Source organism: Candidatus Hydrogenedentota bacterium (assembly GCA_035450225.1).
Lineage (GTDB): Bacteria > Hydrogenedentota > Hydrogenedentia > Hydrogenedentales > SLHB01 > DSVR01.
On record DAOTMJ010000012.1, the window covers coordinates 35,873 to 49,477 of the forward strand.

At 59.0% G+C, this 13,605-nt stretch carries 13 protein-coding genes and 1 tRNA gene; 6 read left to right on the forward strand and 8 right to left on the reverse strand.

All coding sequences use genetic code 11. The features are described 5' to 3' along the window. The first annotated feature begins 38 nt into the window (after positions 1-38). Positions 39-1,337, forward strand: coding sequence for a hypothetical protein (locus tag P5540_08905; GenBank protein ID HRT64936.1), 1,299 nt, complete (start codon positions 39-41; stop codon positions 1,335-1,337). A 149-nt stretch (positions 1,338-1,486) separates the two neighbouring features. Here the strand turns inward: P5540_08905 and P5540_08910 are convergent, their stop codons facing one another. From P5540_08910 to P5540_08940, 7 genes are read right to left on the reverse strand one after another with little or no spacing between them, the layout of a single operon-like run. After that, a complete protein-coding gene (locus tag P5540_08910; GenBank protein ID HRT64937.1) occupies positions 1,487-2,230 on the reverse strand; it encodes a DUF169 domain-containing protein in 744 nt (247 codons plus the stop codon). 54 nt (positions 2,231-2,284) lie between these two features. Beyond that, a complete protein-coding gene (locus P5540_08915; protein ID HRT64938.1) occupies positions 2,285-3,553 on the reverse strand; it encodes a GspE/PulE family protein in 1,269 nt (422 codons plus the stop codon). Positions 3,554-3,571: 18 nt separating this feature from the next. After that, positions 3,572-4,672 carry a type II secretion system F family protein gene (locus tag P5540_08920; protein ID HRT64939.1) on the reverse strand — a complete coding sequence of 367 codons (1,101 nt, stop codon included), beginning with the start codon at positions 4,670-4,672 and terminating at the stop codon, positions 3,572-3,574. A 12-nt stretch (positions 4,673-4,684) separates the two neighbouring features. After that, positions 4,685-5,929 (reverse strand): type II secretion system F family protein, encoded by a 1,245-nt coding sequence (locus P5540_08925; GenBank protein HRT64940.1) that lies wholly within the window; start codon positions 5,927-5,929, stop codon positions 4,685-4,687. A 23-nt stretch (positions 5,930-5,952) separates the two neighbouring features. Next, a complete protein-coding gene (locus P5540_08930) occupies positions 5,953-6,519 on the reverse strand; it encodes a hypothetical protein (protein ID HRT64941.1) in 567 nt (188 codons plus the stop codon). Between the two features lie 2 nt (positions 6,520-6,521). Then, positions 6,522-7,130: a prepilin-type N-terminal cleavage/methylation domain-containing protein gene (locus P5540_08935; GenBank protein HRT64942.1), complete on the reverse strand. Its 609-nt coding sequence runs from the start codon at positions 7,128-7,130 to the stop codon at positions 6,522-6,524. Positions 7,131-7,133: 3 nt separating this feature from the next. Continuing rightward, positions 7,134-7,559 (reverse strand): hypothetical protein, encoded by a 426-nt coding sequence (locus tag P5540_08940; protein ID HRT64943.1) that lies wholly within the window; start codon positions 7,557-7,559, stop codon positions 7,134-7,136. Positions 7,560-7,792: 233 nt separating this feature from the next. Between P5540_08940 and P5540_08945 the strand changes: the two genes are divergently transcribed. The 5 genes from P5540_08945 to P5540_08965 all read left to right on the forward strand — a co-directional run bounded on the left by P5540_08945 (position 7,793) and on the right by P5540_08965 (position 12,833). Continuing rightward, positions 7,793-8,944, forward strand: coding sequence for a Gfo/Idh/MocA family oxidoreductase (locus P5540_08945; GenBank protein HRT64944.1), 1,152 nt, complete (start codon positions 7,793-7,795; stop codon positions 8,942-8,944). 55 nt (positions 8,945-8,999) lie between these two features. Continuing rightward, positions 9,000-10,397: a Gfo/Idh/MocA family oxidoreductase gene (locus tag P5540_08950; GenBank protein HRT64945.1), complete on the forward strand. Its 1,398-nt coding sequence runs from the start codon at positions 9,000-9,002 to the stop codon at positions 10,395-10,397. A 252-nt stretch (positions 10,398-10,649) separates the two neighbouring features. Next, the gene (locus P5540_08955; protein HRT64946.1) at positions 10,650-11,696 is read left to right on the forward strand and encodes a Gfo/Idh/MocA family oxidoreductase; all 1,047 of its coding nucleotides are present in this window, start codon (positions 10,650-10,652) and stop codon (positions 11,694-11,696) included. Between the two features lie 119 nt (positions 11,697-11,815). Next, positions 11,816-11,899 (forward strand) — tRNA-Ser (locus tag P5540_08960). A gap of 85 nt (positions 11,900-11,984) precedes the next feature. After that, entirely contained in the window at positions 11,985-12,833 is an 849-nt protein-coding gene (locus P5540_08965; protein ID HRT64947.1) for a PHP domain-containing protein, read from the forward strand. Here P5540_08965 and P5540_08970 read toward each other — a convergent pair. After that, positions 12,815-13,573 carry an SPASM domain-containing protein gene (locus tag P5540_08970; GenBank protein ID HRT64948.1) on the reverse strand — a complete coding sequence of 253 codons (759 nt, stop codon included), beginning with the start codon at positions 13,571-13,573 and terminating at the stop codon, positions 12,815-12,817. The genes P5540_08965 and P5540_08970 overlap by 19 nt on opposite strands. Positions 13,574-13,605 lie beyond the last annotated feature (32 nt).

The window sequence follows — 13,605 nt, forward strand, 5'->3', positions numbered from 1 at the left end:
GACACCGACTGTGAACACGACAACGGAAGGAGAACGAAATGTTGCACGATCCGAGTCATTACGCGCCGCCGGCGCCCGCCGAAGAAATCCGGCTGAATCCCAAAGACAAAGATATCCTTCGCGGATTGGCGGATGAAGTCGCGCAAATCGCCGCGTTGCCCGTGCACAAGGAAAAGTCCATCTTGTGGCAGCGGTTGAATGATCTCGACAGCGTGCGGCCGATGGTGTGGATCAACGAGGTCTGCTGGAACGAGATGAACGTCAACGACGAGTTGACGCTGCGATGCGTCCACCCCTGGGCGCGCGACCAGGAACGCGATCTGCGGCGTCTGATCTATCAGTGGCGGCATTTCCCCGCCGACATGGTCGTCAGCGACTTTCTCCCGTGCCCGCTCGCGATCCACAGCACCGATTTCGGCATCGTCGAGGATGTGGACACCATCGCAATGGACGAGTCGAGCGACATCGTGTCCCGGACCTTTCACCCGCAGATCAAGAATCCGGAAGACCTTGAAAAAATCAAGATGCCTGTTGTCACACACGATGCCAACGCGACCGCGATCCGGTATCAGGCGATGAACGACGTGTACGGCGGCATCATGCCCGTGAAAAAAGTCGGCCAGTCGCATATTTGGTTCACGCCTTGGGACTACCTGATTCGGTGGTGGGGCGTGCAGGAGGCAATGATCGATCTTATCGCGCGGCCGGAAATGGTCCATGCCGCCGTCGAACGCATGGTGGATGCGTGGATGACGGAACTCGACCAGTTCGTCGCGCAAAACCTGCTCTCGCTCGACAACAACAATACCCGCGTCGGCTCCGGAGGCTATGGTTACACGAGTGCATTGCCGGGTGAAGATTACGACCCGGCATACGTGAAACCGCACAACATGTGGGGATGCTCGAACGCGCAGATTTTTTCGACCGTCTCGCCCGAAATGCACTGGGAATTCGCACTCGAACACGACATGCGCTGGCTCGAACGGTGGGGACTCGCCTACTACGGATGCTGCGAACCGCTCGACCACAAGATTGACATCCTCCGCCGCATCCCGAACCTCCGCAAGATTTCCGTCAGCCCATGGTGTGATGCCGAGAAAGTCGTCGAAGGCATCCGGCGTGATTACGTCATCAGCCACAAGCCCAATCCCGCCATCCTCGCCGAAGAAACTTGGGACCCGGCCCAAGCCCGCGCCAACATTCGCCGGTTCCTCGACAAGACGCAGGGACAATGCCACGTCGAACTCATCATGAAAGACATCTCGACCGTCCGCAACCAGCCCCGACGCCTCTGGGAATGGGCCGCCATCGCCATGGAAGAGGCAATGCGGACGTAGATCCCGCCGCAACAATCCAAGCCGATCCGATGTGATGCCTTGCCGGGATACCGACGACATGTTCGCAAGACTGGGGGATTCGATGCGCGTTCCGGCCTGCGCAAAGCGCTTCTCCACTTTGCGTTTGAAGCGCCCGAAATCGTCGAAACTTACAGGCGGTTTTTAACGCGCTGCCATGAATCGGTGATCAAGAAACTTTCTTCCATGTTGACCATCATCCGCACGAACTTTTTCATTGGAATTGCGAAGGAGAGAGTTTCCTTGCGCACAAACGGGCGCGCGGAAATGTCGAACATGCCCAGCACCGCGCGTGGGTGTTCCGATTGGGCTTCCGTGTACGGATATCCCACAATTGCGCCGCATCCGGCGCAGAAGGGCGCGATGACGCCGTGCGGCGACGGTTCGTCGTAATTGGCCAAGGTAAACAGGGCGGCTAGCACATCCGGCGCGACATCGAAAAAAACGGCCACTGGTTCGTCGGTTTCGTCCAGCGTATCCCATCTTTTGAAGACGGCATACCGCGCAGGCGCTGTGAACACGGGCGAGTTGCGAATGAATTCGCGGACCAGTTCGGGCGACTGTTTATAGCGTTCCCCCTCGAGTTTGCCTGGTATGCCGCAGGAGAGGAAATATTCGAAACCGGGCATGAGTTCCTGGCTGAATCCGAGATAACGTTTCCCGCCGGAGCAACCGAGCGACTCGCGTTCGAAGGCAAGCGGCTCCCCCTTTCGGACGCCGCCCAACTGGGCCAGAAAACAGGCGTGGCCCTCTTGTTTGGGCACGACGGAAACACCGCCGGGATCGTCCGTGTAGAAAAATGCGATCGGAAGCGGGGCGTTCGGAACGAACGATTCCCAACGCCGAATGAACAAGTATTTGACTCCAATATCCATTTTTGTTGCCTCCTTGTGTCTCGACAACGCGAAAACGGCGCGCAAACGGGGATATCAGTCCGCCTGCGTCATGGAAACTGTTTCCGCAGGCAGAACGCGGGCGAGTTCCTCGAGGGTCGTAAGCCCTTCTCGAACGCATCGGGCGCCGTCGGTGGCAAGCGGGACCATGCCCCGGTTCAATGCGGCCTCATGCACGACGAAGGTACGCGGGCGCGAAAGAATGAGATTGGCGATGACATCGTCAACGGCCAGCAGTTCGCCGATGGCGCTGCGTCCACGATACCCTATGCCCTGGCAGGCCTCGCATCCCCGGCCGCACACAAACGATACGCCGGCATCGGCCAGTCCGAACCGCCTGGCAAGCGCCGGATCAGGCGCGCACGCGGTGGCGCATGAAGGACAATTGCGCCGCAGCAAACGCTGCGCCAGCACACCCGTGATGGACGAGGCGACGAGGTAGGGCTCGACGCCCATGTCGAGCAGGCGCGTGAACACGCCTGCCGCCGTGCCGCTGTGGATGGTGCTGATGACGAGGTGGCCGGTCAGTCCGGCCTGAATGGCCACCCGGGCTGTTTCCAGATCGCGGATCTCGCCGATCATGATCACTTCGGGGTCTTGGCGCATCAACGAACGCAGCGCGGCATCGAACGTAAATCCCACGTGCGGGTTTACCTCGGTTTGGGCCACGCGTCCCAGGCGGTATTCGACCGGATCCTCGATCGTCACGACGTGGGCGGCTGTCGTGCGCGCGTTGATGATTTCCTTGAGCAGCGCATAGATGGTCGTCGTTTTGCCGCTCGAAGCGGGACCGGTCAGTAACAGGGTCCCCTGGGGACGCCCGACAATCACGCGCAATGCCGCAGCCACTTCCGCGCGGAACCCCAGCGCGTCGAGGGAGAACAGCGACGGGTCGGCATCGAGGACGCGGATCACGATTTTCTCGCCGTAGACGGTCGGAAACGTGGACACGCGCATGGCTTTTCCGCAGGCGGTGGCTTCCGGGTCTATGCGCCCATCCTGGGGCATATCCTTCTGATAAGTCAGCATGCGCGCAACGACCTTCACGCGTCCCAAGATTTTCGGATAATGCTGAATGGGCAGGCGGGCGGCTTCGTGAAGCAGGCCGTCTATTCGGTACCGGACGGATAGGCAGTCATCCCACGGTTCGAGATGGATGTCGCTGGCCCGATTGTCGATCGCGTGACGCAACACGACGTCCACCGCGCGGATGGCGTCCTCGTCGCTGCTTCCCAGCAGCGATCGCAGGCTGCCTTCGATGGCGCGTAAAGGGGCCGGGATAGAAGAGGATGATTCATTTGCCATATATGGCTCCTGCTTGAACTACCGCACCAGCGTGGGCAATGAAAAGACTGCGGAAAAAATGCCCGAATACAGCCAAAAAACCAATGTGCCCAGCGCGCACACCGCAGCCGGCGCCGCGATATCGAGGAAAATGTGTGCGGTCTTGACCGCGTCGTCGCGGTACAGGGTGGAAACACGGCCCAGGATATCCGGAAGGGATCCCGCATTCTCGCCCAATGCAATTACGCCCAGAAACGAATCCGGCAAGACGCGCGATTCGGCGTTCAACGCGGTTTTGAGGGAAATACCCTGCTCGATGCGCTTTTTAACGCGGGCCAACGCCTCGCGATACGCGGGATTGATATCCAATTGCGCCGCATTTTCGAGCGCGGTGTCAAGCGGCGTTCCGATGGACAACAAGTCCCGAAGCACCGAGGCGACGTGCGAGAGATCGCGCCGGGACACCATGTATCGCACGAATGGAATGTGCAGACTCAGCCGGCCGAGAAAGCGCTGCAGGGCCGTCCGGCGATTGGAAAGAAACGGCAGGTTCCGCCAAAGCGCAACGGCTATTACCAGCGCAACCGCCAGAAACACATAGGCCTCCCACCGGTTCAGATAACGGGAGACGCCCAGCAAGGTTTGCGTGACAAAGGGAAGGGATTGGCCGAATCCTCCGAAAATGGTGACGAATTGCGGGACGATGAACAGACACAACTGTATCGCGAGAAACAGCTCGATAAAAAAAACGATCCCGATATAGAGCGCGTAATTGCGCAACTTGTCGCTGAACGCCGAGAGTTGCACAAGACCCTCTTCAATCCGGGCGAAGGCTTGTTCCAGTTGGCCGCTCTTTTCCCCGTTGCGGACCAGTTCGACATAGTATTCTGGAAAGAAATCGGTGCGGCGTCCGAGCGCGTCCGACAAGGACAAACCCGAGACGATATCCTGCCGGACGGCCAGCAGCACGTCGCGCAGCGCGGGACTCGGCGCCTCGGAAGCCAACGCCAGCAAACCACCCGGCAAAGGCGCGTTGGCGCGGATCAATTCCGCGATTTGCGCGGTCAAAACCAGCAGGTCGTTTCGCCACCTCGAGGCACGAAAATAGGTGCGTTTTTTCTTTTGTTTGATGACTTCCATGCGATCCGCCCTTTATGCTCCGACCAGTGAACTGAGATTCAAGACCGGCAAAAACATGGCAATGACCACGAACGCGATGATCAAGCCCATCGCCACCGTCAAGGCGGGACCGGACATGGTCAAAAGCAGGCGCGTACGGCGCGTTACTTCGCGTTCGTAGGATTCCGCAAGGCTCAGAAGGGCTTCCGGCGCCCGCCCGTGTTCTTCCGCATTGCCCAAAATCCAAAGATAACTTCGGCGAAACCGGCGGGTGCCCGCCAGCGCGGACACGAGCCTTTCACCGTGCGACACCAACAGGGCGGCGCCCATGCCCGCTCCGCGGAAGGACGGGCTGCCCGTCGCGGCGGCCGCGAGAATGATGCTTTCCGGGGCCTGAGCCTGGTTGCTCAGCAGCATTCCCAGGCACCGGGTGAATCGCTCGACCAGCGAAGTGGCGTAGATCGTGCGGAAAAACGGGATGCGCAATTTGATCCGGTCCGCCAAACGGGCGCCCCATTCGGTCGTGCGGGCAATACGAATCAAAAGCCAGAGAACCAGCAGGCCCAATCCCCCATACATCAGTTCCCTCGGGGATGCCTGCATGAACTTCTCGCCAAGGAATCCGAAGAAATGGCCGATTGCGAACGCGGCCCGTGTCGGCCACGGCAGTTGGCGTCCGAAGGTGGCATAGATGTTTTCAAAGTTGGGAAGAATGACGATGCTGAAAATGGTCAGCATCGTCACGACAGCAATAATAAGAAAAATTGGATAGGCAAGAACCTCTTCAAGTCTGCTGCGGATCTCCACCTGCCGGTTGGCATACGTTGCCAGTTGGCCCAGTACCTTTGGCAGGTTGCCGGTGCGCTCGCCGGCGCGAATCAGGCTCAGATACACCTGCGAAAAGGCTTCCGGATGCGATTTGAGAGCTTCCTCGAGCGTGGCGCCGGATTCAAGGCGTTTCTGGATGTCTGTAATGACGCGCCTCACACGCCGGCTGCGAACGTCCTTGCCCAGTTCCTTGAGCGCGGGCGAGATGGGCAACCCGCTCTGCGTAATTGTCAGCAATTGCTCCGTCAGAAACGCGATATCCTTGGCATTGAGCGCGGTTGCGCGCTCGGACAGGGTCGCGGACGGCGGCTGATCGCGATCGACCAAGTTCGAGATGGCAATCCCGCGTTCCGTCAAGACGACGGACGCCTGATGCGCCGATTCCGCTTCCAGGGAACCCATTACGGTTTTTCCTTCATGGTCCGTGCCGCTGTATTCGTATACCGGCATATCGTCACCTCGTCTTTCGCCCGTCAGGGCGCCAGTTCTCGCCATGCCACACGCGCAAAAGTGCGCGGATCGCCTTCGCCCGCCCGGTAAATGGCCTCGACCCTTCGCTCGGTCGCCTGGCACCGGGCCGCCGCGTATAATCCATACAAACCGGCCTCTTCTACGCCGTCCACTACGCCGTCACCGTTGTTATCGAGGCCGTCCGACGCCCAATCGAGCGCCACGACCCAGTAGTCCGCCGTGCCGTCGGGCGTCTTTACCGGCGACACGCCGGCCTCGTCGAACGCGGGAAGCGCGAGACCGCCCGGCACCCCGGCATTCGGCGCGGCGACTTTTCCTTCGGCCAAACCGGCCCATTGCGCGACACCGATGGAGCCGGTCCGGCCCGCCTGCAACTCGGCAACGCTTCGCGCCAAGGCAAATTCCACCGCGTTCAGCGCCCCGTTCGCCTGAACGAACACATCCGACTGCCGCACGTCGCTCTTGAGGCGCACGGCCACGGTATTCAAAATAACCAGCGCCGCGGCGATGAACATCAACGCCAGCAGCATCGCCATGCCCGCGTCCGGATTCTCTGTACGGCGTATCATGCTTAGTTCCTCGGTATGACGTCCTGGGTCAAGGTGGCCGTGTACCAATGCCCGCGCGTGTCGGGAAACTGGGTGTCAATCGTCACGCGAACGGCCTTTCCCGCGGACTCGAACCAGATGCCGCGCTCCAGGCGCTTGTTGCCGTTTAGATCCTCGCCGTCGTCCAGCACCCCGTTTCCGTTGGCGTCTTCATTGGGCGTGAGACCGTTACACAAAACGCGCATGGCATCGCCCTTGAACAGCAGCAACTGGCTATTGACGACGCCATCCCCGTTTTCATCGTCGTTTTCACGGCGGATATTGCGAACATCGGACAATTCCACCGTGCCGTTTCGAGCCAGCGCAACACCGTTGCCGTCCGTATCGGTTGCAATCTGGAACGAAAGCGAAGGCCCCGGTAGAGGCGTCAATGTGGCGGCGGCGGCGCCCGCGAGTTCGCGCACAGTCCGGAGAAGCGCCTTTCCTGCCTCTTCTTGGGCACGAATCGAGGCTTCCTGCGACTCGGCCACACGCTGCACGCCGATGGCAAGGCCGAACAACGAACCGGTCGCCACCACCAGCAACGATATCGCGAAGAGAAGTTCAATCAATGAGAAACCGTCGCGTCGCATGGTCTACCTCGTTATCAGCACGGAACCGGAAACCACGTGCGAATGCCCTTTGGAGTCCATGCGCGTCACCGTGGCGCGCATTTCGAGCGGACGCGGCAACGGTTCTGCCAGGGATTGCCCGGCCATCGGCAGGCGAATCGGTTCGCCCCTTGCGTCCACGCATTCGACAACCACCGTTTCCACCGCATCGGAGGCCGGTGGCGCGAAAGCAAGCGCCTCGTCATAGGAGAGCGTGCGCAACTGTTCGAGCACGCCGGCCAGACGGCAGGACGCAATACGCCGGCTATCCGATATGGAGCCCAAATCGCTCAGGCTGATAATGGAACCAAAAATCATACTGAGCGTAAGCGCCATGATTCCCGTCGCGAACATGACTTCAATCAATGCCACACCGGCGCTTGCATGTACACTGCGGCGATTGAAATACATTGCGTCACTTCCCTCCACTTGCCTCAAGTACCCTAATCTACACACTTTGCTGTAATTTGTCAAACAAAAAAAGCATCGTTGCGAGTACCGTGTTCTTGGAGTCGTGAAGGTCTCAAAAATTAGAATTCGGCGCCAAAAACGCACGCTTGGACCCTGACCCTAATCGTGATAGAATAAAAAGCGGGAACGGTTCGACATAAACGCCGCACATTGCGGCAGCGGGAGGACACGTAATGGCGACAAAGAAGTTGAACATCGGGTTGATTGGCTATGGATTCATGGGGCGGGCGCATTCCAATGCGTACCGCAAGGTAAACCAGTTCTTCACCTTGGATTACCAACCGGTCCTCAAGGCGGCCTGCGCACGCAAGGCGGACAAAATCAACGCCTTCGCCGCGAACTGGGGCTGGGAAAGCGTCGAGACCGACTGGCGGAAACTGGTCGAGCGCAAAGACATTGACGTCATAGACATTGGAAGCCCGAACAACACGCATAAGGACATCGCCATCGCGGCGGCGGAGGCCGGGAAGATGGTCCTCTGCGAGAAACCTCTGGCCATGAATGCCGCCGAAGGTCTTGCGATGACGGAAGCCATCGAAAAGGCGGGCGTGCCGAACATGGTATGGTTCAATTATCGGCGCGTGCCGGCGATTTCCCTGGCAAAACAGTTGATTGACGAGGGACGAATCGGGCGCGTGTTCCATTATCGGGCGAAATATCTCCAAGACTGGACGATCAGCCCCGACTTGCCGCAGGGCGGCGCGGCGCTGTGGCGGCTCGATATAGACGTGGCGGGCAGCGGCGTGACCGGCGACCTGCTGGCGCACTCGATTGACACGGCCATCTGGCTCATCGGCGGCGTGGACAAGGTATCGGCGATGACGGAGACGTTCATCAAAGAGCGTGCATTGCAGGATGAACCGGGTGTTCGCAAGCCGGTGGGCATTGACGATGCCTGCGCGTTCCTCGCCCGTTTTAAGAATGGCGCGCTGGCCACCTTCGAGTCTACCCGCTATGCCCGCGGCCGGAAAAATCAAAACACTTTTGAAGTCAACGGCGACAAGGGTTCGATTTATTTCGATCTCGAAGACGCGCATCAACTCCAGTACTACGATCACGGCGACGATTCGCATGTCCACGGCTGGCGGACCATCCTCGTGACCGATGCCGATCATCCCTACATGAAGCAGTGGTGGGTGCCCGGATGCGTTATCGGGTACGAGCACACGTTTATCAACGCACTTGCCGATTTCCTGAAGGGACTCGAAACGGGCGTGCCCGCGAGGCCCAATTTCCGCGATGCGCTCGAAACACAATACGTGTGCGATACCGTGCTGAAATCGGCCAAGACCGGCCTGTGGGAAAAGGTGCCTGTAAAAGAGTAGAATGAACATCGGTACAAGACATATCCGCGCTGTAACGAAGTCAAGGAGGTAAAGAATGCTAAGTCGGAGAAGTTTTTTGAAGACCGCCGTGGCGGCGGCGCCGCTGATCCTGTCGCCGAAAGCCCTTGGGCGCACCGGCGCCGGGGCCAACGAGACGGTGAACATCGGCTTGATTGGCTTGGGCGGCCGTTGCCGCCACTTGGCGGAAACATGCGCGCGCATTCCCAACATGCGGATTGCGGCGATTTGCGACTGTTTCAAGCCACGGGTGGACAAGTTCCTTGAACTTCAGCCGGATGGGCAGAAATGGAATCCCTATACCGATTTTCGGCGCATGATTGAACGCGAAAAACTCGATGGAGTGATGGTCATCACGACGACCCACGCGCGGGCATGGGTCACCTGCCACGCGATGGCGATGGGCATGGATGTGTATATCGAAAAGCCGATGTGCCTGACTATCGCCGAGGGCCGCGAGATGGTCAAATGCGCACGGAAATTCAAACGCGTGACACAGGTCGGCACCCAGCAACGATCAATGCCGCTCAACAATTGGGCCAGCGACCTCGTCAAGAACGGCACCATCGGCAAGGTCACGAGCGTGCTCGCGCCGAATTTCGTGTGCCCGTCGCGCTGGACGCCCAAAGAGGGCGAGGAAATGCCCGCGGGCGGTTGCGACGACTGGTGGGAGACATGGACCAATCAGGCCGAATACCGGCCCTATCGCCGTGAACTGCATGAAGGATGGGCGCGCTGGTGGGATTATGACGGCGGCGGTATCTCGTTTGGCGTAACAGGTTGGGGCACGCACAGTTACGATCAAGTGCAACGCGGTTTGGGCACCGACAAGACCGGCCCGGTCGAAGTTGTTCTGGAAGAACCAGTCACCTCAGGACCCTGCGGAAAATTCGAGAACCGCGAAGCGGGACCGGAGGAAACCGGATCAAATTTCTATCACATGGTCCGAAACCTTTCCGGCCCACGCGCGAAGGTCCGCATGAAGTTCGCAAACGGCGCGCAACTTCTTTGCCATCTCGATGCGGACAACGGCCCCGGACTCGGATGTGTCTTTATCGGCGAAAAGGGCCGGATCGAAATCAACCGCGACCGCATCGCATCCGATCCGAAAGACATCATTCTGAAGGCGGATCGGCCCGAGCCGCTCAAGGTTATGGAAAGCCAGCCGCACGTCGAAAATTGGATTGAGTGCATCAAAACTCGCGAGACCTGCACCGCCGACATCGAGTACGGCCAGCGCAGTTCGACCTTGTGCTATCTTGTAAATATTGCGCGCGACCTTGGGCGTGTCGGTGAAACCTTGAAATGGAATCCGAAATCGGAACGATTCACGAACTGTCCCGAAGGAAACACCATGCTCTCAAGACCACGTCGCAAGGGATATGAACTGCCCAAGCATTCGGAATCCCCAGAAAAACGCATTGAACGGGCCTGAGTTTCATCACCCCATTGCGGTTCAGCCGCAATGCCTCCATCCTGGGTATGATTTCTTTGTCCGTAATTTCTGCGCATCATGCACAGAAGTTGCGGATAAAGATAATAATGCAAACAATCGCGCGGCATTCGGTACTCCGGGCAGGGCGACCGGATACGCGCATGAAACGGTTTAGAACGGGAAGGGCCGCCCGCCGGTCAAACATGCGGGGCGCCACTTCCGCCTCGAAAATCGCTATCGGGAGAACAAATCATGGCACGATTGGGTTTTGGGATTATCGGTTGTGGAAACATCGGACCGGTGCATGCGGAAGCGTTGTCGCAGGTACGCGGCGCAAAATTGGTGGCCGTGTCGGACGTGGTCGAACAAAATGCGCGAACCCTCGCGGAAAAATATGGGGCATCATGGTACACGGACTACCGCAGGCTGCTGGATCGCAAGGACGTGGACGCCGTGTGCCTGTGCGTTCCCAGCGGGGTGCGGGGCACAATGGGCGAAACCTGCGCCGCTGCGGGCAAGCACATCCTGGCGGAGAAACCCCTGGAAATCAACACCCGAAAAATTGACCGCCTGATTGAAGCCGCGGCCCAGGCCGGGGTCAAACTGGGCTGCGTGTTCCAGAGCCGTTTCGCGGAAGGGGCGCAGCGGATTCGCAAGGCGGTTGAGCAGGGGCGTTTCGGCCGGCTTGTGCTTGGCGACGCCTATATCAAATGGTTCCGGTCGCAGGAATATTACGACAGCAGCCAATGGCGCGGCACATGGAAACTCGATGGCGGCGGCGCGCTCATCAACCAGGGCATTCACCAGGTAGATTTGCTTCTCTGGTTCATGGGTCCGGCAAAATGGGTACGGGCCGAATCGCGCATCCTCGCGCACGACCGCATCGAAGTCGAGGATCTGGCCTGTGCGACCATTCAATTTGAAAACGGCGCGCTCGGCGTCATCGAAGCAAGCACGGCGATTTGGCCCGGACATGCCGCCAAGGTCGAAATCCACGGGTCCGAAGGAAGCGCCGTGCTCGAAGACGGCGAATTGCGGTTTTGGCAATTCAGAAAAGAAACCAAGGCCGATGCGCGCCTCCGAGCCACGTTCGGCGGCGAATCCGCGCTCGGTTCGGGCGCGGGCGATCCGCTGAGCCATCTGAAATGCGAGGGCCACCGGCGCCAGATACAGGACTTCGTCAAGGCCATCCAGGAAGATCGCCCGCCCTTTGTGGACGGTCCCGAAGGTCGCCGGTCGGTGGCGCTCATCGAAGCGATTTACAAGTCCGCCGCGACGGGAAAAACAATCAAACTGTAACCGGCCCGCTCCAAAATGCAACCCGGATGACGCAACGGCCAAGCAAAAGGGATTTTGCCGTTTTTGTTGGATTTCACGTGCAAACGGGCATGAAATTGCAGTACAATCAAATCGTGCATGGAGGGTTAGGATAATTGGCAATCCACCGGTCTTGAAAACCGGCGCCTTCGGGCTTGAGGGTTCGAGTCCCTCACCCTCCGCCATCTTGCCTCGATTGACGAGCCATTGCGGGCCATTGCGGCATGTCCACGAGTTTATAAACGGCGGCCCACGGCCGATCGCCACACCATGACCCCTTACGCAGACCTTCACTTGCACACCAACCATTCGGACGGTTCCGACCGCCCGGAACGCGTGATCGAACGCGCGGCGGCCCTGGGTTTTTCCGCTGTTGCCATCGCAGATCACGACACGATAACGAGCGTGGCCGAAGCACGCGAAAGGGCGTATGCGATAGGGATGGGGTTCTTGACGGGCGTGGAAATCAGTGCGTCGTACGGACATGCCGAAGTACACGTCCTGGGACTTGGTCTCAGGGTCGAGGATGAGGATTTGCGCAAGGGACTCGCATCCCAGCGCGAGGCGCGATCGCGGCGAATCGATCAAATCCTTGATGAATTGAAGCGTTGCGGGGTCGAAATTTCACGCGATGAGATAGAGGCGCAATTGACGGGTGGCGGCGCCCTGGGACGCGTTCATATCGCGCGCGCACTGAAGGATCGCGGGATCACGAAAACGGTGCAGGAGGGTTTCGATCGGTTCATTCGCAGCGGACGAAAGGCCTATGTGCCGAAGGCGGCAATGCCTTGTCGTGAGGCGATCGATTTGATCCACAGCGCCGGCGGCCTTGCTTTTCTGGCCCATCCGGGCGTCGGCAGCGCCGTCCCCAAATTGCTCCCCACTCTCCTCAAAATGCCCTTCGACGGCCTCGAAGCGTTCCACACCAAGCACACGCCCACCCAGACGAAAAGCCTCATCCGATTGGCGGAAGAACGCGGCCTGCTGATTTCGGGCGGCTCGGACTGCCATGGCACCGCCATCAAAAAAGAACCGGATATGGGCGCTATCCGGCTTCCGATGGAATATGTCGAACGAATCCGGGAAGCGCTGGCGCGGCATCAGACGTGCGAAGGGTGATTGGCCTCATCGGCCATGCGCTTGGCGAGAATGGGCGGACATCCGGCACAACCGTTTTCGCGATGCGGCACCGATTTTGGAATAAAATGCGGGAGGGACGGGTCGCCAATAACGGAATTCAACGGACGCTCCATAATATGACCAAGGCGGTATTGGTCATTGCCGATCACGAGGCCGCACGTGTACAGATTGCCATCCGGCGCCACAAAAACCAGGCTGTCGGGCATGTCGCAAGGCGGTTCGTGATCTTCCGCGCACACGTCCGCAATGCGGACCCGGATGTTCTCATGCTCCAAGGCGGCCCATTTTTCGTACACCTCGCTGTTCACGAACAGCCATGTATGCGAGCGATCCAAGCGTTTGAGTTCTTCAATCTCCCGCGGGCCTATCTCGGCGCAACGCGCATGAATGCCTACATCCAGCCCATGAATTTGTTGCGCCCAATGGCAGATAGTCCAAAGGCAGGGATTGTCCTGAAGGGCTTCTCCGGTGCAGATGACAATACAACATACCCCCAGCGACGCCGCCTCGTCTATCACGTTGAGCCAGTCGTCGGCATTGAGGACGCCGCTGGAAATATCCGACTGCGAATCCGTTGTCCGATCGGCGATGTTAATCCAGAGAAAACGAATGCTGGCCTCGTCGGCGCCTTCTCCCGTCGAATGGGCGGCGCATTTATGAATCTCTTTTCGTATGGTCCGGGGTAGTTCAAAAAGATTTTTCGTGATTCCCGATTCCAATGTTCTTTCCGTTTTGGTTGTTTTGGGTTCCA